Source organism: Chryseobacterium subflavum, from assembly GCF_055762745.1.
In genome coordinates this window covers 654,830-675,852 of the sequence record NZ_JBVTMR010000002.1, presented here as the reverse complement: position 1 = coordinate 675,852, position 21,023 = coordinate 654,830, and the positions used below count along the sequence as shown (strand labels likewise).

Genomic DNA, 21,023 nt, shown 5'->3' with positions numbered 1-21,023 from the left:
AAAAAAATAAAGAATCACTTCTATTTCCGGAGTGATTCTTTTTACCAAAAAATAGAAGATTTATAAAACCATAAAAAACTAATACCCTTTATAACAATGAAAAAAACTATACCCTTTTATACTCTCCTTTTTCTGCTCTGTTTCCCGGTAATGATTTTCTCACAAACCTATCAATTAACAGGAAACCCTGTGAATACTACAGGATGGACAATGGTTGCACCAACGGTTGTAAATACCGATTTTGTGCAGTTAACTCCGGATATCAATGACAGATCAGGTTCCATAAGATTAAACGAACCCATCAATCTGAAATATTGTGACAAATGGAGAGTAGAGTTTGATTTCAGAATGGATTCCAATCAGACTTATACAGGTGACGGAATTGCCTTTTGGTATCTCGCCAACCCTCCTGTTGCAAGTATTCTGGGCTCCGGACTGGGAGTATCCCAAAATGCGATCGGTTTTATTACCGGATTTGACACATATAACAATGCAACCGGAACCTCCGGAATGAGTAAAGTACATGTTGCATATGGCCAGGTTGCAAATACTACAGATACCAACAATGTTGAGTTTTTTAATGTTCCCGGAAGCTCTTTTCACTCTCCTGATCTGAATGCCACACAACCCTTCCAAGGTACAACCTACAAACATGTAGAGGTAAGCGGAGAAGTAGATCCTGCAGCTCCGGCCAACTGGATCGTAAAAATAACCATTGACGGAAACTTAATCGTTAATCAATCTTTCGCACCTTCAGGAGCTGCTGCTGCCATGACAGTAGGTTATTTTGGGTTTTCAGCTTCTACAGGTGGAGCAAGATCGAGACACTCTATAAAAAACGTAAAAGTCTATGTAGACAAAATTCCTCTGCTACAAACAGCTATAACAAAATTCATATGTCCTGACCTTGCCGGAATGGCAAATATAGACTTAACAACATTTAATCCTCAACTTACAGCAACTCCTAGCAATTATACATTTACTTACTATATTACAGGAAGCGGAACCCCGATTCCAAATCCTACAAATTTCCAGTATACCACAGATACCAATATTTCTGTAGTTATAAAAGACCCATCGTCGGTATTATGCGATAACAATGATGCAACAATAGCCTTAAAAGTAGCCCCCATTGTCACTGTAAATGATGCTACCCTAAGGTCCTGTTTTATTGAATCGAGCCCTGCAACAGCATCTTTCAACCTGACGGCCGCTTCGGTTACTACACAATTAGGGGTAACTAAAAAATATTATCCATCGCTAACGGATGCAATGAACGGAACCAATGAAATCACCACACCGGCAAATTATATTGCCCCTAATGGTGTTGTATATATCAGAGTTACGAACTCAAACGGATGCTATGCGATAGCAAAAGTCACCCTGGTGGTGATCGCTCCTGTTCTTTCGACGATTTTAAAAGACAAAATAATCTGTATTGAAGACAAAACTACTCTGGACGCAGGTCCGGGTTTCGCATCCTACCTTTGGAGTACCGGAGCAACAACCCAGAGCATTACTGATGTGGGAGTAGGTGTTTACTGGGTAAAATTAAAAACCGGCGAGTGTACTGCTACTCAGAATGTAACCGTATACCCTTCTGAACAACCGGTCATCAACAATGTTGATATTTCCAGCAATACCATAACCGTAAATGCAATAGGAGGAACACCTCCTTATCAATACTCGTTGGACAATATCAACTGGCAAAATTCCAATGTCTTTTCTAATTTACCACGAGGTGAAGCCAATATATTTGTAAAAGACGCCTATGACTGTGAGCCAATAGATATTACCGTTACCGTTCCAAATCTGGTCAATGTGATCACTCCAAACGGCGACGGAGTGAACGATGTTATCGATTACTCCGCACTGTCCGGTAAACAAAATTTAGTTTTCAGTATTTTCGACCGGTACGGGGCGAAACTCCATCAGGGTGATAAATCCAATAAATACAAATGGGATGGAACGATAGCTGGCAGAAAAGTTTCTACAGGCAGCTACTGGTTTTCCGTAACATGGAATGAAAACGACAAGAAAAATACCGCTATCAAATATTCCGGATGGATATTGGTAAAGAATAGAGAATAATATCCGTATTCACATAAAAAAAGGATTGTTTCATTTTTTGAAGCAATCCTTTTTCATATTATTTATAAACAGATATTTCCTGATAACTCCATTTTATTCATATTCAATTCTTAAATTTGTCTTATGAATTATTTGGAAGCTTTAAGCAGAAGATATTCTGTAAAAAAATTCAACAAAGAGATTATTCCTCAGGAAACCCTTCATAACATTCTTGAGTCGGGGAAATTGTCTGCCAGCTCTTTGGGACTTCAGCCGTACAAGATCTTAGTTGTTGAAAGCGAAGAAATGAAACAAAAGCTTATTCCGGCTTTCTATAATCCATCTCAAATTTCTACATGTTCTCACCTTATTGTAATTGTTTCTAAAAAAACAATTGATGAAAGTTATATAAGAGGTTATTTTAACCACATTTCTGAAGTGAGAAATATTCCACTGGAAACACTTGATCCTTTCAAAAAGAGCATTAACCAGCATATTGTTCAAAAAAAGGACGACGAAATTTTCAATTGGGCTGAAAAACAATCCTATATCGTCTTAGCCAACCTAATGTATGCTGCCGCTATTGAAAATGTAGATACTTGCCCCATGGAGGGGTTTCGCGAAGATCTTATCGAAAACATTTTAAATCTGGATCCGAAAACAGAAAAAGTAACGGTTACACTGGCAATGGGCTACAGATCTGAAGAGGATCATTTTCAGCACATGAAAAAAGTACGGAAACCAAACGAAAAATTGTTTAAATTTATTTAATGATTAGACCATTGTCTTAAAGCAAGCATATGATAAAAGCGGATGTATTAATAATTGGTTCCGGAATCTCGGGACTTTCTTATGCAATTAAAGTTTCTGAACAACTTCCTGATGCCAATATAATAATAGTAACAAAATCTGATGAAGATGAAAGCAATACAAAATATGCTCAGGGCGGCTTAGCTGTCGTTACGGATTTCAAGAAAGACAATTTCGAAAAACACATTGAAGACACCATGCGTGCCGGAGATGGAGAAAGTAAACGCGATGTGGTAGAAATGGTGGTAAAAGAAGCTCCCGCAAGGTTTAATGAAATTGTAGAATGGGGTGCTCAATTCGACATGAAAAATGGAGAATTTGCATTAGGCAGAGAAGGAGGACATACAGAAAACAGAATTGTTCATCATAAGGATATAACGGGATTTGAGATTGAAAGGGCTCTTTTACAGACAGTCAAAAACAGTCCAAACATCGAAATTCTCGATCACCATTACGTTATTGACATTATCACTCAGCACCATGTTCCCGGAAAAGAATTAAATGAAGGAGACATCCACTGTTATGGTGCATATATTTTGGATGAAAAATCCAAAACCATAAAAAAAATAACTTCAAAAATAACACTCGTTGCAACCGGAGGTGCTGGCCATGTTTATAAAAACACAACCAATCCCACTATCGCGACAGGTGACGGAATTGCATTTGTAGCCCGCGCAAAAGGAAATGTTTCCAACATGCAATATTACCAGTTCCACCCTACAGCCCTGTATAGCAAAATTGACGGAATGTTATTTCTGATTTCAGAGGCAGTACGTGGTGATGGTGCAAAACTCAGAACAAAAAGAGGAGAAAAGTTCATGCATAAATATGATGAACGTGAGGAACTTGCCTCCAGAGATATAGTAGCAAGAGCTATAGACAACGAAATGAAAATTTCCGGAGATGAATATGTAGGTCTGGATTGCCGGGAAATGAATCAGGAAAAATTTTTAGACCATTTCCCTAATATTTATAAAAAATGCAAAGAAGAAGCCATTGATCCTTTCACTCAATTAATTCCTGTAGTTCCCGCCTGCCATTATCTGATGGGAGGAATTGAAGTGGACAGAGACGGGCAATCTTCTATCAAAAATTTATTTGCCGTGGGCGAATGCACCAACTCCGGCTTACACGGAGCTAACAGACTTGCTTCCAACTCTTTACTAGAAGGACTTGTGTTTGGGCATAATGCAGCGATGAAGACCGTAGAGCTATTAAAGGATAACAACTTTAATTTTGATGATCTAAAAGCTGTTCCGGAGTGGAACGAGGAAGGAATGAAAATTATTGATGAAATGGTTATCGTAAGCTACCTCAGAAAACAACTTCAGGAAATGATGAGTGACCTGGTAGGTATCGTACGAAGCAACAGACGTTTAAAAATGGCTCTTCAAAAGCATCATGAAATTGCCGCGGCTGTAGATGAAATCTATCGCTACTCTATTCTTTCCCCTCAATTATCCGAACTAAGAAACTTAACAACCGTTGCTCATCTCATCATTACCCAATCTATGGAAATGACTGAAAATAAGGGGGCATTTTATAATAAAGATTTAGCTTAACCAAGTATAAAGAACATGAAAAAGCCAAACTACGTAACAGATAAAGCACTTAAAACATTTATAAAATCTGCTCTGGAAGAAGATATCCAGGATGGTGATCATTCTACCTTATCAACAATTCCAAAAGATCTTAAACAAAGTGCTCAACTTCTGGTTAAGCAAAATTGTATCCTTGCAGGAGTTGAATTAGCTGAAATTATCTGTACAACTTTCGATAAAAACCTAAAAGTTGAAACCTTTATTAAAGACGGTGAGGCAGCCAAAGTAGGAGATATTGCCTTCATAGTTACAGGACCTGCTCAATCAATTCTTTCAACAGAAAGGCTGATCCTGAACTGCATGCAAAGGATGAGCGGTATAGCAACTCTTACACATGAATGGGATTCAAGATTAGTGGGGACAAAAACCAAATTATTAGATACAAGAAAAACCACTCCTAATTTCAGGATATGTGAAAAATGGGCGGTTGCTATAGGAGGCGGAACCAACCACAGATACGGGCTTTATGACATGATCATGCTGAAAGATAATCATATTGATTATAATGGCAGTATTACCAATGCGGTAAAAATGGCAAAAGATTATATTAAAAAGAACAAGAAAAAACTGAAAATAGAGGTTGAAACAAGGAATCTTGAAGAAGTTGAAGAAGCTATTAAAGCAAAGGTAGACAGAATCATGCTCGATAATATGGATGTCAAAACAATGAGACAGGCAGTTGAAATGATTAACGGTAAATGTGAATCCGAAGCTTCAGGCGGAATTACCCGTGATGAGCTAAAAGATATTGCCTCTACAGGGGTTACTTACATTTCTGCAGGAGCCCTTACACACTCGGCTAAAAACATAGATCTAAGCCTCAAAGCCGTGAAATAGCATTGTATTTTTAATAAAAATAATATTACTTTTTTATGTATTATGCAATGCATTTTTTTAACATAAAAACAAGTAAAAAAGCTAAAATACTATAAATCAACAAATTAATAATTCTTAATATTCGTTAAAAATTAACATTGGGTTAATATTGGTTAAAATTTAAATACCGACTTTTGCATAAAATTTAAATCTAACTATTACTAACGATTATGAAATTAATCAACAAATCGATACTGACTGTAGTAATTACATTGTCTACAGCTAGTGTTTATTACGCTCAAGAAACACAGGACACGATTAAGAGGTCTAAAGACATTGAGGAGGTAATTTTACAAGGTGTAACAGATATCGCTAAAGATAGAAAGACACCGGTTGCTGCATCTACTATTAAAGCAGCACAAATTATCGAAAGATTAGGAAACCAAGAACTTACCGAGATTTTAAACACTACACCTTCAGTGTACGCTACTAAATCCGGAGGTGGTTACGGTGACGGAGGTATTACCATGAGAGGTTTCGAGTCCCGAAACATCGCAGTAATGGTAAACGGTATGCCTGTAAATGATATGGAAGGAGGTACTGTATACTACTCTAACTGGACAGGTTTAGCTGACGTTACTAGTTTTGTTCAAGCACAGAGAGGTTTAGGTTCTTCTAAATTAGGGATAGCTTCTGTAGGGGGAACTATTAACTACATTACTCGTTCTGCGGACATGAAAAAAGGAGGTGTGATAAGATTAGGAGTTGGTAATAATGACTACTTAAAAACATCATTTGCATATAATACTGGAAAACTTGATAAAGGATGGTCTTCATCTTTTCTAATGAGTAGAACTGCAGGAGGAACTTATATCGAAAACACAGACTTTGAAGCTTATGCTTACTATTTCGCATTAGGTTGGGAGCCGAACAAAAAGCATAACTTCCAATTCACTATAACTTCATCTCCACAGTGGCATGATCAGAGAACCTTCTCTCCTACTATTGCAAACTATATAAAATATAATCCGGACCAAGATGGTACTCCATACAGACAATACAATTCTGATTATGGTTACTATACCGATGCAAATGGAAATAAAGTGGCTTTAGCAAACAGATCTAATTATTACGCTAAGCCCGTAATGATGTTGAACTGGGATTGGAATATGAATGAAAAATCCAAATTAAGTACTGTTCTATATATGTCTAATGGTAGAGGTGGTGGAACTGGTGATTTGGGTAGAGTTGGCGGAAAAGGAGCTACTGGTTACTATGACAATATGGGGCATTTCAATTATGATGCTATTTTTGCAGCTAACCAGGCTGTTGACCTAAATAATCCGGCTACTCCAGCAGGAAGTACATTAATCCGTAGAGCAAGTATTAACTCCCACAACTGGTATGGGATTTTAGCAAATTTCCAACATAAAATCAATGATAACTGGAATTTCTCAGTAGGTACAGACGACAGATATTACTATGGTTATCATTATCAAGTAGTTTCAGATCTTTACGGAGCTGCAGGGTATAAAGAAGCCGGAAACAAAAATGTGGCGCCATACATTGTTAATAAAGTGTATGATTACAAGAGCCTTTCATGGAATCCGTTTGGAGGGAAAACTGCTCCAATAGGAGATCAAATAGGCTACAGTAATGATGGTGAAGTACTTTGGTACAGTGGATTCGCTCAAGTAGAATATTCTAAGGATAATTTATCAGCATTCTTACAAGGTTCCGTTTCAAATCAGGCATATCAAAGAATTGATAACTTTGTAAAAGATGGTGTAACCAGACAACCTAATGCAGTTACTGGACAGATAGTAAATACAAAAACTGGTTTCAAGAATCTTTTCGGATACAACATTAAAGGGGGGGCAAATTATAATATTAATGATAACCATAATGTTTTTGCTAATATCGGATATTACAGCAAGCAGCCTTTCATGAACTCTGTATATCCAAGTAACTTTCAGGTTCTTAACCCTACTTTGACTAATGAGAAAATCTTCTCAGCTGAAGTTGGTTATGGATTCAGATCATCTAAATTAAACGCAAATGTTAACCTTTACAGAACTGAGTGGAAAGACAGATGGTTCAGAAGAGGAGGAATGACATTTGAAGTAGTAGATCCTTCTTCTCCAACAGGAACGTCAACATTAACCGGTTACGCAGAAATCAGTGGAATTACACAGGTACATATGGGAATTGAAATAGATGCAACCTATAAGCCAATCCCCATGCTAGAATTCCAAGGAATGTTATCTATTGGAGACTACAAATATAAAGGTAATGCTAGTGGGGCTACATTTGATGATAACAACAATCCAGTAGTAACTTCTGGAAACGCTTCTAACAATACTACTCTTTACCTAGATGGTGTAAAAGTAGGGGGAAGTAGCAGTAACAGTATTCCTCAGATGACTGCTTCATTGGGAGCTACCATAAGACCTGTAAAAGATTTAAGTATCTATGGTACTTGGAGATACGTGGGTGAAATTTACTCATCTATTGATCCAGGATCATTCTCCAAACCTGAAAACCAGGCAAGAGGATCACTTAAATTACCAGATTTTAATCTGTTTGATGTAGGATTTTCTTATAAAATAAGATTAAATAACACGTCACAATACTTCACTGTAGGTGCTAACGTTTACAACTTATTAGATACTACTTATATTTCAGATGGAGCAACTAACATCTTTGCTAAAGGAGAGGGAGATTTCTCAACGCCTCAGCAATATGCTGCATATCAAGCTACTTTATACAAAGGGCTTGACCCATCGAACAGAGTTTATTTCGGTTTCGGAAGAACTTGGTCTGCTAATTTATCTTTCAACTTCTAATAATATAAATTTAGATTTTATAAATATCAATCCCGGCTTTGGCCGGGATTTTTTGTTATCTTTGTCTACTAGAAAAATAGAAAAAAAAAGGATATGGATTTTTACAAGATTTTACTTAGTGCCCACAAAGGATTTGGGTATCTTGAGCTTCTTTTGGTAGCACTATTTATTATTGCACTTTTAGGGACCATGTTTGGCTTCAGTGGAAAAGTGAACAAATTTTTAAAGAAGACCACTCTTTTCACCATGATCTTCTTCCACGTTCAATTTTTGATTGGAATCATTATGCTGATAACCAACTTTACAAAAGGATTGGATATGGGAGCAGTAATGAAAAATGCAGACCTAAGATTTCAATATGTGGAACATCCATTTTCTATGCTGATTGCAGCCGTATTGATGACGATCATCAATAAAAAAGTAAAATCCAATGATACTATTTCGTTAGGAATTGTAATCATGGGACTTATTGCGGTTGGCTTATTTGCATTCGCGTTCCCGTGGACAAGGGTCTTCGGGGCATAATATATTAACTTAAACATTGTAATCATTAAGATGAAAGTAGCTGTAGTAGGTTCAACAGGAATGGTTGGACAAGTTATGCTTAAAGTTTTGGAGGAGAGAAACTTCCCTGTCACAGAATTAATTCCGGTAGCTTCGGAAAAATCTATTGGTAAGAAGGTGAAGTATAAACAGGAAGAGTATACGATTGTAAGCATTAATGACGCTATAGCTGCCAAACCTGATATTGCTATTTTTTCAGCCGGAGGTTCTACATCTTTGGAATTTGCTCCCAAATTTGCTGAAGCAGGAATTACTGTAATCGACAATTCTTCTGCGTGGAGAATGGATCCTACCAAAAAACTGGTGGTTCCTGAGATCAATTCGAATGTTTTAACGGCCGAAGATAAAATTATTGCTAACCCGAACTGCTCTACCATTCAGTTGGTTATGGTTCTGGGACCACTTAATAAGAAATATGACCTTAAAAGAGTGGTTGTTTCAACCTATCAGTCTGTGACAGGAACTGGGAAAGCAGCCGTAGATCAGTTAAATTCTGAAATTAAAGGTGATGATTCCGTATCAAAGGTATATCCTTATCAGATCTTTAAAAATGCTTTACCACACTGTGACGTTTTCAGTGATGACGATTACACGAAGGAAGAGATTAAATTAATGAAAGAGCCTAAGAAAATCTTAGGGGATGATACTTTTAATTTAACGGCAACGGCAGTAAGGGTTCCGGTTCAGGGCGGACATTCGGAAAGTGTGAATATCGAATTTGAAAATGATTTCGACCTCGATGAAGTAAGAAAGATCTTATCTGAAACCCCGGGAGTTATAGTAATAGATGATGTGAAAAACAACCGATATCCGATGCCACTAGACTCAGAAGGAAAAGATGAAGTCTTTGTAGGAAGGATAAGACGGGATCTGTCACAACCCAAAACGCTCAATTTGTGGATCGTGGCGGATAATCTGAGAAAAGGCGCTGCAACGAACGCAGTACAAATTGCAGAATACCTAGTATCAAAAAACTTAGTTTAAACTAACAAAATAAAAAAGAGTCTCAAAATTGAGATTCTTTTTTTTATCAAACTAGTAAGATTAAAGAATATGAATAAAAATAAGATAGGCTTTCAAAGATTAATTGCCGTTTTTGGAGTTATTTTGTTCATCGGTAAAATTATCGCCTGGAAACTCACTAATTCCGATGCTGTTTTTTCAGACGCTATGGAAAGTGTCGTGAACGTTATCAGCGCGTTTATGGGACTCTATTCACTCCATCTAGCCGCAAAACCTAAAGATGAGGGACACCCTTACGGACATGGAAAAGTTGAATTCGTAACTTCCGGAATAGAGGGAGCGCTAATCGCCATAGCAGGTATTATGATCATCTACGAAGGTACCCATAGTTTAATCGTCGGTAAGACGCTTAATAAAATGGACTGGGGAATTGCAATCATTGCTGCCACTGCAGTAGTCAATTATCTGCTGGGTTATATTTCCATTAAAAAAGGGAAAGCGGATAACTCATTGGTTCTCATCTCTTCAGGAAAACACCTCCAATCTGATACCATTACCACTCTTGGAGTTGTTCTTAGTTTAATTGTTGTTTACTTTACAAAGATCTATTGGCTAGATTCTGTCGTTGCCTTGGTATTTGGAGCCTATATTATATTTGTAGGATATAAGATCATCCGCAAGTCTTTAAGCGGAATTATGGATGAACAGGATCCCGAGATACTGATCCAGATTGTTCAAGTTCTTGAAAACAACAGAAAAGCAGAATGGATTGATGTACATAATATGAAAATCCAGCAATTCGGAGCTTCGCTCCATATCGATGCACATATTACGCTACCATGGTATTATAGCCTTCGTGACGCCCATAAAGAAATGGAAAATGTGATTATCCTCCTGGCAAAAAATATCAACCGTACCATTGAATTTAATTTTCATATGGATGACTGCAAAACGATTTCATGCCCGGTCTGCCAGATCATGGATTGCCCAGTCCGCGAAAGGGATTTCGTAAAAAGAGTGGAATGGACTACAGAGAATATAACACTGGAGGTTAAACATACTGCAACATAGACTGATATATCTAAGCTCTTTTTAATAATTGTTGCCTGTAATAAAACATAGGAACAACAAGAAGTATAATCAAAGGCTGGATCACAAACCTTCTCATATAGAAAGAAAAAAGATATCCCACTTCAAACCTGTCGTGAATACAGTAAAGATAGATGGGAAAAGTAATAAGAAAAATTATAGTAATCAATACTCCACCCTGTAGGGTCCAGGTCTTATTTTTAAATAAAAAATGAATAATAAGGCAGGAAAAAAATAAATTCAGAAAAAATCTTAGGAAATGCCCAAGAATCAGCTTTCCCCAATCAAAAGCAGGAAAAGCAATAGTCTTATCGGCTTTATGAAAATACTCAAGAAAAGGATCATAAAAGATCTTATTTTCAAATACCCGTACACTCATAAGTCCCGCAACTCCAAGTATCACTAAAACCCAGTTAAGTATTTTCATTCTTTAAAGCAAAAAATTTAATCCAAACAAGCCACAGGATAACTACCGTTCCATAGATCACAGCAGGAAAAAGAAAATCATGGGCCATCTTTTCATACTGCTTGTAATCACTGACCAAAAGATTAATTCCTACGATCCTAAGAACATTGATCACATAAAGTATCATAAGGCCGATCAAAACAAAAATAAATGTTTTAGCTCCTTTATAGAATGCAAAAACAAAAGATACGAAAAGAATTATTACGGAAATTGCATTACATCCTTCAACCATTCGTGTAACGTAAACATTCTTTACATAAAACCAGACCTGTTCTTTTTCAACGTCATTATACAGCTGTGTAGGATATTTCAAAATATTCTGAATATAGCTCACCTGTTCAGCAATCATCCTTGAAAAAGGATCCAGCCCCGTTTCCTTGTAGCTGTTCAGATAAAACTGATAAGCCAACAGCAACACCACATAAATGATGATGAACCTCAACAGAATACTTAAAACCGGCTTAAAATCCTTTAGCATAATACAAAGATAAAAATTAGACTCTAATTTAGTATATTTGTTTCCATATTATGACTTCTGAAAACGCACAACGATTTTTTGAAAACCATATAGGTAAAAAATCTTCTGAGTTCGTCACATTGGCTCAAAGCGGATCCGCGAGAGTGAATTTTCTGGCGCAGGCAGATAACAAAAAGTATATTATTACCTATAATGAAAATATTCAGGAAAATGAAAGTTTTTTTTATTATTCAAATATTTTCTCTCACTTACACCTCAACACTCCTGCTATTCTTATTATTTCCGAAGACCGGAAAACATATGTTCAGGAATTTTTAGGAGAACACACCCTCTCCGAAATTATTGCAAAAGAGGGTCTTTCCGTGAAAGTAAAAGCCATGGTCAGGCAGACTTTAGAAAAGCTTTTTCAGTTACAAATACGGACAAGTGGGGAAATAGATTTTACCAAAACATTTGAATATGAGAATTATGACGAACTTCCGGTCATCCACGATTTGTATTATTTTAAGAATTTCATTGCCGATGTCCTGGAGCTGGAATATCATAAGTCAACCCTACTAAAAGAATTCAAAGCCATAGCCTCTCTTATTGAAAGTCTTGAGCCAAAAGGAATAATGATACGGGATTTTCAGGCAAGAAATATCATGGTTAACGAAAATAACGATGTTTCCTTCATTGATTATCAATCTGCAATGAAAGGCCCTCTTATCTATGATGTTATTTCCTTTCTTTTTCAGGCTAAGGCAAACTTTCCCGAAGATTTCAAAAATGAAATGTTAGAATTTTATATTCAGCAATTTGAAAGTGAGCAGACACAACATCAACTAAGAAACTCGGTAAAACCTATTCAAATGATGAGATTTCTCCAGGTTCTTGGTGCATACGGTTTTAGAGGTCTTATTCAAAGAAAGCCACATTTTATATCAAGCATCAATCAGGGGATTGAAAACGTGATACGTTTCGCGGAAACTTGGGAAGGTATAAATGAATATCCTGAGCTCAAAAAATTAATACAACAATTAGATCACGAGAAAGTACATTTAAAAATAAACACAATTTTAAACCCGTAAAGCCTTAAGAAAACACATCTAAATCTTAAAGGGTAAATAAAAAATATATACTTATGTTACACATAGACATCCACAGTTTTTCATACAAGAAAGGAGGAATTCCCAAAGACGAAACCGGTAATGGTGGAGGTTTTACTTTTGATTGCAGAGGAATTCTTAATCCCGGAAGAATTGAGGAATATAAAAGTCAGACAGGAAGCGACAAAGGAGTCCAGGAGTTCCTTGAAAATGAAACCGAGATGCCACGATTTCTGGAATTGGTAAAAGGAATCATATCCATCAATATTGATAATTATCTTTCCCGGGGATTTGAAAATCTGCAAATTAATTTTGGGTGTACCGGAGGACAGCACAGATCAGTATATTCAGCAATAAAAATAGCCGAATTTATCAAAGAAAAATATCCTCAGGGAACTGAAATAAGCTTACATCATGATGAGCAACATCATCTTAATTCATAATTGATAAACGATCAATTATATAAATAATTAATGTACTCCGTGTATGTTTTAATAATCATCTACCCATTATAACAAATGAAAGCTCTAATCTTCGCTGCCGGTAAAGGAACACGCCTCAAGCCTTTTACAGACCATCATCCGAAAGCCTTGGCAAAAGTAAATGGAGTTCCACTACTGGAACGGAATATCAAATATCTTAAAAGTTTTGGAATTAATGATTTTGTCATTAATATCCATCATTTTGGAAATCAGATCATTGATTTTTTAAAGGAAAATAACAACTTTAATTGCAATATTGAAATATCTGATGAGCGTGAAGAATTGCTTGAAACCGGAGGTGGTTTAATTTTTGCTAGAAGATTCCTTGATCATGGAGAAGATTTCTTAATCATGAATGCGGATATTCTTACCGATATTAATATTAATGATCTTGTAAGTTATCACAAAAAGATAAAAGATTTTGCTACTTTAGCCGTCTCGGACAGGGAAAGCTCGAGAAAATTACTTTTCAATGATGAAATGGTTTTAAGAGGCTGGCTAAACGTACAAACCGGAGAACAAAGGCTTGCAGAATTCAATAAAGGATTTAAAGCATTGGCTTTTAGCGGTGTACATTGCATTAACCCTTCTATCTTTGAAAAAATAAAAAGAACAGGCAAATTTTCTGTTATGGAAGAATATCTGGATTTAATGCAAACCGAACATATTCATGGATTTGTACACAATAATCTGCTGATAGATGTTGGAAGACCAGAATCTGTAAAAGAAGCCGAAAAACATTTTAAATAATTTTGCAATGGAAATGGATGGTACCAGAGACGAAAGTTTAATAAATCCGGAATTTGATGTTAATGAAACAAAACTACAAAACAGTTTAAGACAAAAAACCTGGGACGAAATCATTACTAAGGATAGCTGGATGGTTTTCAAAGTAATGGCTGAATTCGTAGACGGTTATGAAAAATTAGCTAAAATAGGCCCTTGTGTTTCCATTTTCGGGTCTGCAAGATTAAAGCCCGAAAGCAAATACTACGAAATGGCCGTAGAAATTGCAGAAAAAATAACGAAAATAGGTTTTGGTATCATTACAGGAGGAGGTCCAGGAATTATGGAAGCAGGAAATAAAGGAGCCTTTAATGCTAAGGGTAAATCTATCGGCTTAAATATAGACCTTCCTTTTGAACAGCATTTCAACCCTTATATCAACAAATCCTATTCGATGAATTTTGACTACTTCTTTGTAAGGAAGGTCATGTTTGTAAAATACTCCCAGGGATTTGTTGTAATGCCAGGAGGATTTGGTACCCTGGATGAACTTACTGAAGCTATCACGCTGATCCAGACGAACAAAATCGGAAAGTTCCCTATTGTTCTGGTTGGGTCTGAGTTTTGGAGTGGACTGTTAGATTGGTTTAAGGCAACTTTACTAAAAGAAGGGATGATTGCTGAAGACGATCTTGATCTTTACAGAGTGGTAGATACTGCGGATGAGGCTGTAGCACACATTAAAGCATTTTACGACAAGTATGCGGTAAACGTGAACTTCTAGTTGGCATATTATTTGTCACTTATAACGAACAATTATGATTGTAAATTTATTAATTAAGATGAAAAAACTTTTATATATATCAGGAATTTTAACATGTTTTATGTTAATGAGTTTTATGTATGTAGACTTTTTCTCTTCAATGACTAAGGTTGATTATATAGATGGAAGCAAAACATTGAAGTTCACCACGAAAATGAATACGAGTCATATTTCCGATGCTATTAAGATAAATCCGAACACAGCAGGTTTTGAGGCAGAAGTAAAAAAATATGTCAATAATAATTTTGATGTGTACGTCAACGGCTCTCCAAAAACAATAACATTTACAGGAAGTCAGGTAAGCGGAGAAACTGTATGGGTATATTTTGAAACCGGAGGTGTTTCAGATATCAATACCTTGAAAATAAAAAACACGATCCTTCTAAGCGCCTTTCCAAAACAGAGTAACATTGTTACTATCTCGTATAAAGGAAGTCAGAAAGTAATGAATTTCCAACGAGGGAAAGAAGTGAACGAAGTATCTTTTTAAAGAGTTAATTTAAATTATGAAAGCCACTACAGATGTAGTGGCTTTTTTATGGAAATTGTAGTTTTTTAATTACCCACTACTCTAACATTGTCTAACTCCCAGGTGGCAGCTGCCGATGTTGTGGAGGTATATTTAAATGCAATTGAAATACTCTTATTAACATAGGCATTAAGATTAATATCTCCGGAATAAGTCCAGGTATTAAACGCAGCCGCATTTGTATCCAGTATTGCAGATAAAGGCACCCAGTTTGTTGTCGATGGATTTCCGGTGTAGTTTTCAGTAACAAAAACTTCAAGTGGGTTACCATTATATCTTGCGTCAGTTTCAAAAGATAAAGCTGCCGAAGTAAAGCCCTGCAAAGAAATTGGTTTAGAAATCAGCCAGTCCTCATTAACATTATTACCTCCGGAAAAACCATTCATCACTACACATGGTTTTGGATTTCCAAACTGTTGAATGTTCCATACCTGCGCTCCTGTGATACTAACAGCAAACCAATTATCATCCAGACTTCCATCAAAACCTTCAAAGAAAAACCTTTTCCCCGTAAATTGTACATCGTTCAAACTTCTGATCAGCATTTGCCATGAAGAATTGTAGCGGCTTACTACAAATGTCAGTTCCCCTTTTCCTTCAGGAATCAAAGCAGAGCCAGAAGTAAAAAACCCTGAATTTCTAATATTCGTTGCATTTCCAAAGACATCCACGATACTTCTATCAGTATCTACTCCTGCACCACCTACATAATCTATGTATTTCTTACCCATCTCAGAAGCAGAAAACTGAACATTCGGAACCTTCACCAGCATATTCAGATAATTAGCATCCTGGGCCAACTTCAGATTCGCCAATTCAAGAGGCTTTAACGTAGCAATATCAAGTCCGTTTCCATTACATACCCCAGACATATATCTGCTCAGTAAAGGTCCCGGGATTCTTCCTATAGCATAAGTATTATCCACGGAGCCTATCTTCACAACTCCTCTGTCAAGTCCAAGTCTTAATCCTTTTGCATTAATTCTGATATGGGCTCCCACAGGGAAATCAGCATAATTATTTGCTCTATCTACTTCAATTTGTAATCCCACGGTAGGATTTTCAGGTTTATCCTGAAAAGAAATCGTTTTATAGAAATTGCCGTTTTCATCTGAAGATACCACATAACCATCGAAAATCTGGTCCGTATTGATGAGAATATAACCACTCGACGGAGCCTGGGCTTTAAAATCAGCCATAGTCATCGTAACCGCTGGAAATTTATTCGTGCACTTAACGGGTGGAGTTTCCCAATCATCTTTTTGCACGCAAGATGTAACAGAAGCTGCCAAAACCACTCCCATTACTATACTAAAGTATTTTTTTATATTCATTGTTGTTGTTTTTAATAATGGATGATAGAAATTAAAATCTAAGCTGAAGATTAATGAAATAAGATCTTCCCTGTGTATACCAGTATTTTGGGCCAAATAAAGTAAACTCCCTGTCTGTATCCTGAACAAAATCCGGGAATTTGGCATTTCTTGTTTGCTCAAAGCCTCCGGTGATATACCTCTTATTGTTCAAAATATTATTAACCGAAGCTGAAAGCAAAACGTAATATTTACCAATGACCCAGGATTTTCCTGCATTAGCATTGATAAAAAATGAAGAAGGCAGCTTATTGGGTTGCAACACTCTTCTCAGTTCAGATTCGCTAAGATTAATATAAGGAGTTGAAGAAACATTATTCTGAACAAATGATTCTGTCCTTATCAGAGCGGATGGATCCAAATAATTATCATCAAAATAATTCCAGTTGGCACCGAACCACCAGTATTTGGGAGAATTATATCTGAACCCCAAAGAGTAAGCCTGCTGTGGAGTCCCTCCCTGACGATAATTTTTAATGTAAGCCTTTCCTAAATTTATATAAGAAAGTCCATTAGAAAAAATACCTGAAGCGTCGGAAGCAAAATAGGTAACAGGATCATTCTCATAGGTAAACTGTCCAAGGCTTACTAACCCCTGTAGTGATAATGTAGGAATAATCTTTACGTCTAACCCCAGCTCTGCCCCCATATTTCTTCTTTTAACGTCGGTCATTACCTGCGTTACAAATGCACTTTGTACAATAGTTTCATTTCCCTGGTCATCAGAATTACTTAACTGAATACCATCAGCAAAAAACCTTTGCACGGTGGTTTCATTGCTTGTGTTCACCAAGTATCCCGTTAACCTCAACTTAAGAAACGGTGAAGAAATAACATAGCTGATATCATTGGCACTGATTACCATATTCTGAATATTAGGTGCTACAGATCCGTTTACTCTGGGATTGATAAAGAGATCTTCCAGATAAGGAGCCTGCGAATAATATGCTCCATTGTATACCAAAAAGTTCCTGCCATTCAGTTTGTAAACTACCTGACCTTTCAGTCCATAATTCCAGTAATTGTAGTCCTGTCCTTTCCCTTTAGAGTCTTTATACAAATAATGATTGAATAATCCTTCCCTGCTGGATGTTGAGTAGCCTGCAAGAGCAGAAACAAATACATCAAATTTTCCGGTTGCAAATTTTAGTCCCGGATTCACCTTAACTTCCTGTCTTCTGAAAATATAATCGTAAGTCATTCTGTCTCCGACCTTTTTCGTTACATTCTCTTCCCCATCATTAAACAATCCTGATTTTCCCGGTTGATTGGTTGCCGCAAACGGATCCCGGTTTAAAACAAAATCAGCACCTAAAAGATCCTTGACTTCCCTATATTGTTCTGATTTATAATTTTGATATGATACATTCAATAGGAACTTATTTGTATCATTAAAATTGTGGATAAAGTGTGTTGCTGCATTAAAAATCTTATCATTATTTACATCATCAACCAGATAATATAAAGCCCTTCGTCCCGTCTGCCCGTAATACGTTCCTGCCGCCTGTTGCCCATTCCTTTTGTAAAGAGCATCCCAATTAAGCTGAGTACTTCCCGGATCTCCGGAAGTCCAGGCTGCCAGAGATGTCTGATATGCGTCCTGGGCAGTCGTCATCGTTCCACCAGGTCCTACAGCGACCGATGCATTAGGGTCTAAGGAATCATAATAACTTGGCAAATTCCTGTAGTATGTAGGTGACGGATTTTGTACTTTCTGCCAGTCTAAGCGCGAGCCTCTATCCTTTCCAAACTGATACGAGACAGAAGTCCAGAGACTTGATTTCTTGTCAATTTTCCAAAAATCCTGGATTTGGAATATCGGCTGAAAACCCTTTCTAACTCTTTCACTTCTTTGTTTACCGTCCTGATATCCCCAATAGGAATTATAATGTACTCCTCTGTAATCATATACTTCCTGAGTACTTGGGCTTGCTGTCGATCTTCTATAAGGAGCTCCAATAAAATTGAAGGTCATACTATGCTTGTCATTGAATTTCTTTTCAATACCCAAATAAGCTCCATATGCATCGTAAAATGTTCCTTCCTGAATTCCCTCTTCCGCCCATCTCCTTGCTCCCATTACTGTAAATGCCCACCCGTTTTTATTCATCCCGGAGCTATAGCGTAGGGAGGTCCTGTTTCTGTAGTTTCTATTGGTAAGAGATTGCGTAAACTGAAACCCTTTCCTGTATTCACTAGCCTTGGTACTTTTGTAAATGACCGAACTATTTCCCCCAAACGCGTATTCTGATGGGGAATGGTTCGCAGAAATTTCAGGGTATCTCGTCACTTCATTAAGTCCTCCCCAATTTCCAAAATCTACGTTTCCGTTATCAGACTTGATCATAGAAACTCCGTTTAACATAGTTTCTCCCATTCGTCCGTCAATTCCTCTGGGCCGAAACCAGTAAAAACCTAAATCAAACGCTGCAATTCTGCTGAATACATCCTGGGATGATTGAAGAAGTCCAACCGTGGAGGTCTGGCTGCCGCTACCGTCGTCGTCATTATCACTGTCTATGATAGCCAATCCCTGATCAACATTAGTTAAATTAGAATACAGGGTAATAATGCCCAAATCTTTCCTCTTTTCATCATGAGTCACATCGAACTCCATAACTTTGGTTTCGTAATTCGATTTTGTAATAACAATCTGGTAATGTCCGGGCTGCAAATCGACAAATTGAAAGTAGCCAATCTTGTCTGCCGTAACATCATTTTCATTCCCTTTTAAATCTACTTCTGCCCTTTCAATAGGTTTTCCATCTGCATCTTTTAAATAAGCAAACACAGTTGTCTGCGCGAAATAATAAGAAGCCGGAAGTAAAGTAAACAAAGAGACTAATGATAATTTTTTAATCATAAGCAAATGTATTTTTAATAGTTTTCCCTTAGTTTTCAACGCGTTAAAAAAGTAGGGAAATATAAATTTAACAAATTTTTATAATCTGAAATACTTTTAAAATTATGTTATCTTAATATTACGGCTTTGTAATGCATCCGGCTAAACGCTCCGTTCAATTATTTTAAATTTACTTATATTTAAAGATGAAATGAGTTATAAATCAATTGTCTACTTATTAATCTTGACGCAAAATGAGAAAAAATTTAAGCCTTTTTATGTTCCTTTTTTCAATGTTTACCTTTGCCCAGCAAGGCCAGCTAAGAAAGGTAGCGGCAGTAGGTTTTTTGAATGTGGAAAATTTATTTGATACTATACCTTCAGCTGATTATATTGATGGCACTAAAGCAATAAACAATCCTGCATTTCATCGGAGTATCCCATTAGATTCAATCAGATTCCTGGAGGCTGAAAAGTATGATGGTACATGGAGTGATGGCTTGTTAAAAGGGAAAAAAACAGTGAGATATCAAAGCGGATATGAAGAATTCACCCCCAAAAGCTCTAAAAACTATAATACTAAAGTTTATAAAACCAAACTTGCCAATGAAGCAAAGGTCATTTCTGAGCTTGGGTCTCAGTATACAAAAACAGCTCCCGCAGTTGTTGGTCTTATAGAAGTGGAAAACAGGCAGGTAATTCAGGACCTTATCAAAGAACCCGCTTTAGCTAAATATGATTATGGGATCATTCATTATAATTCTTACGATTACAGGGGAATTGATGTTGCATTGATCTATCAGAAGAGAAGATTTACGGTTACGAACTCTTTAAAAAAGGAATTAAAAATTTTCAATGAGACCGGAAAAAGAGAATATACAAGAGACATCCTGGTGGTAACAGGTTTTTTAGACAATGAAAAAGTAGCTTTCTTTATGAATCACTGGCCTTCCCGAAGAGGAGGAGAAGCGGTCTCATTACCTAAGAGAAATGCCGCAGCAGTACTTCTGAAACAACAAATGGACAGTGTACGGGCAGCAGATCCTTCTACTAAGCTATTTGCAATGGGAGATTTTAATGACGACCCGGTAAGTTCCAGTTTAAAGAATCACTTAAAAGCTGTAGGCAATTCAAAAGATCTTAATGACAACACCCCCTATCTGAATCTGATGTATCCTCTATACAAAAAAGGAGTTGCTTCTCTGGCGTATCAGGATGCACCTAACCTATTCGATCAGATCATTGTCTCCAAAAACCTTATTTCCGATCAGGTAACAAAAGAGTACTCTGTTTACAGGGCTGAAATTTATGCTCCCGCATATCTCGTCAATAAAGAAGGAAACTATAAAGGTTATCCTTTCAGGTCCTGGAATGGGGATCAGTTTACCGGAGGATATAGCGACCATTTTCCAGCATTTGTCATTCTTCAGAAGGAACCCTAACTAAAGTACTTTTTG

General features: G+C 36.8%; 18 protein-coding genes. 14 read left to right on the top strand and 4 right to left on the bottom strand.

Features of this window, described 5'->3' with window-relative positions; translation table 11 throughout:
* Positions 1 to 96 precede the first annotated feature (96 nt).
* The 8 genes from AC0INN_RS12410 (at position 97) to AC0INN_RS12375 (ending at position 10,741) form a co-directional block, all read left to right on the top strand.
* Positions 97 to 2,091 (top strand): T9SS type B sorting domain-containing protein, encoded by a 1,995-nt coding sequence (locus tag AC0INN_RS12410; RefSeq protein ID WP_273650449.1) that lies wholly within the window; start codon positions 97 to 99, stop codon positions 2,089 to 2,091.
* Positions 2,092 to 2,214: 123 nt separating this feature from the next.
* Positions 2,215 to 2,841 carry an NAD(P)H-dependent oxidoreductase gene (locus AC0INN_RS12405; RefSeq protein WP_273650448.1) on the top strand — a complete coding sequence of 209 codons (627 nt, stop codon included), beginning with the start codon at positions 2,215 to 2,217 and terminating at the stop codon, positions 2,839 to 2,841.
* A 29-nt stretch (positions 2,842 to 2,870) separates the two neighbouring features.
* Positions 2,871 to 4,442 carry an L-aspartate oxidase gene (gene nadB / locus AC0INN_RS12400; protein ID WP_306613416.1) on the top strand — a complete coding sequence of 524 codons (1,572 nt, stop codon included), beginning with the start codon at positions 2,871 to 2,873 and terminating at the stop codon, positions 4,440 to 4,442.
* 15 nt (positions 4,443 to 4,457) lie between these two features.
* On the top strand, positions 4,458 to 5,318 hold the full coding sequence (gene nadC, locus AC0INN_RS12395) for a carboxylating nicotinate-nucleotide diphosphorylase (protein WP_273650446.1): 861 nt from the start codon (positions 4,458 to 4,460) through the stop codon (positions 5,316 to 5,318).
* Positions 5,319 to 5,527: 209 nt separating this feature from the next.
* Entirely contained in the window at positions 5,528 to 8,143 is a 2,616-nt protein-coding gene (locus tag AC0INN_RS12390) for a TonB-dependent receptor (RefSeq protein WP_273650445.1), read from the top strand.
* Between the two features lie 93 nt (positions 8,144 to 8,236).
* Complete coding sequence (locus AC0INN_RS12385; RefSeq protein WP_172282253.1) at positions 8,237 to 8,668, top strand: hypothetical protein; 432 nt, start codon at positions 8,237 to 8,239, stop codon at positions 8,666 to 8,668.
* Between the two features lie 30 nt (positions 8,669 to 8,698).
* Positions 8,699 to 9,691, top strand: coding sequence for an aspartate-semialdehyde dehydrogenase (locus tag AC0INN_RS12380; RefSeq protein WP_273650444.1), 993 nt, complete (start codon positions 8,699 to 8,701; stop codon positions 9,689 to 9,691).
* A gap of 69 nt (positions 9,692 to 9,760) precedes the next feature.
* Positions 9,761 to 10,741: a cation diffusion facilitator family transporter gene (locus tag AC0INN_RS12375; protein WP_273650443.1), complete on the top strand. Its 981-nt coding sequence runs from the start codon at positions 9,761 to 9,763 to the stop codon at positions 10,739 to 10,741.
* A 10-nt stretch (positions 10,742 to 10,751) separates the two neighbouring features.
* Here AC0INN_RS12375 and AC0INN_RS12370 read toward each other — a convergent pair whose 3' ends face one another.
* Both AC0INN_RS12370 and xrtF read right to left on the bottom strand, forming a co-directional pair.
* Positions 10,752 to 11,186 carry an exosortase F system-associated membrane protein gene (locus AC0INN_RS12370; protein WP_273650442.1) on the bottom strand — a complete coding sequence of 145 codons (435 nt, stop codon included), beginning with the start codon at positions 11,184 to 11,186 and terminating at the stop codon, positions 10,752 to 10,754.
* The gene (gene xrtF / locus AC0INN_RS12365; protein WP_273650441.1) at positions 11,173 to 11,703 is read right to left on the bottom strand and encodes an exosortase family protein XrtF; all 531 of its coding nucleotides are present in this window, start codon (positions 11,701 to 11,703) and stop codon (positions 11,173 to 11,175) included. Before xrtF ends, AC0INN_RS12370 begins: the two co-directional genes overlap by 14 nt.
* Positions 11,704 to 11,753: 50 nt before the next feature.
* On the opposite strand from xrtF, the gene AC0INN_RS12360 reads away from it, so the two are divergent.
* The 5 genes from AC0INN_RS12360 (at position 11,754) to AC0INN_RS12340 (ending at position 15,312) form a co-directional block, all read left to right on the top strand.
* Positions 11,754 to 12,773, top strand: coding sequence for an aminoglycoside phosphotransferase family protein (locus AC0INN_RS12360; RefSeq protein ID WP_172282236.1), 1,020 nt, complete (start codon positions 11,754 to 11,756; stop codon positions 12,771 to 12,773).
* Between the two features lie 53 nt (positions 12,774 to 12,826).
* Entirely contained in the window at positions 12,827 to 13,234 is a 408-nt protein-coding gene (locus AC0INN_RS12355) for a RapZ C-terminal domain-containing protein (RefSeq protein ID WP_172282234.1), read from the top strand.
* A gap of 75 nt (positions 13,235 to 13,309) precedes the next feature.
* Entirely contained in the window at positions 13,310 to 14,023 is a 714-nt protein-coding gene (locus AC0INN_RS12350) for a nucleotidyltransferase family protein (RefSeq protein ID WP_172282233.1), read from the top strand.
* 7 nt (positions 14,024 to 14,030) lie between these two features.
* Complete coding sequence (locus tag AC0INN_RS12345; RefSeq protein ID WP_373428014.1) at positions 14,031 to 14,783, top strand: LOG family protein; 753 nt, start codon at positions 14,031 to 14,033, stop codon at positions 14,781 to 14,783.
* 58 nt (positions 14,784 to 14,841) lie between these two features.
* Positions 14,842 to 15,312, top strand: coding sequence for a DUF6702 family protein (locus AC0INN_RS12340; protein ID WP_228457017.1), 471 nt, complete (start codon positions 14,842 to 14,844; stop codon positions 15,310 to 15,312).
* A 65-nt stretch (positions 15,313 to 15,377) separates the two neighbouring features.
* On the opposite strand, the gene AC0INN_RS12335 is transcribed toward AC0INN_RS12340, so the two are convergent.
* Both AC0INN_RS12335 and AC0INN_RS12330 read right to left on the bottom strand, forming a co-directional pair.
* Positions 15,378 to 16,685: a M949_1556 family lipoprotein gene (locus AC0INN_RS12335; RefSeq protein WP_273650440.1), complete on the bottom strand. Its 1,308-nt coding sequence runs from the start codon at positions 16,683 to 16,685 to the stop codon at positions 15,378 to 15,380.
* A 31-nt stretch (positions 16,686 to 16,716) separates the two neighbouring features.
* The gene (locus AC0INN_RS12330) at positions 16,717 to 19,587 is read right to left on the bottom strand and encodes a carboxypeptidase-like regulatory domain-containing protein (RefSeq protein WP_273650439.1); all 2,871 of its coding nucleotides are present in this window, start codon (positions 19,585 to 19,587) and stop codon (positions 16,717 to 16,719) included.
* A gap of 233 nt (positions 19,588 to 19,820) precedes the next feature.
* On the opposite strand from AC0INN_RS12330, the gene AC0INN_RS12325 reads away from it, so the two are divergent.
* Positions 19,821 to 21,008: an endonuclease/exonuclease/phosphatase family protein gene (locus tag AC0INN_RS12325; protein ID WP_273650438.1), complete on the top strand. Its 1,188-nt coding sequence runs from the start codon at positions 19,821 to 19,823 to the stop codon at positions 21,006 to 21,008.
* Positions 21,009 to 21,023 lie beyond the last annotated feature (15 nt).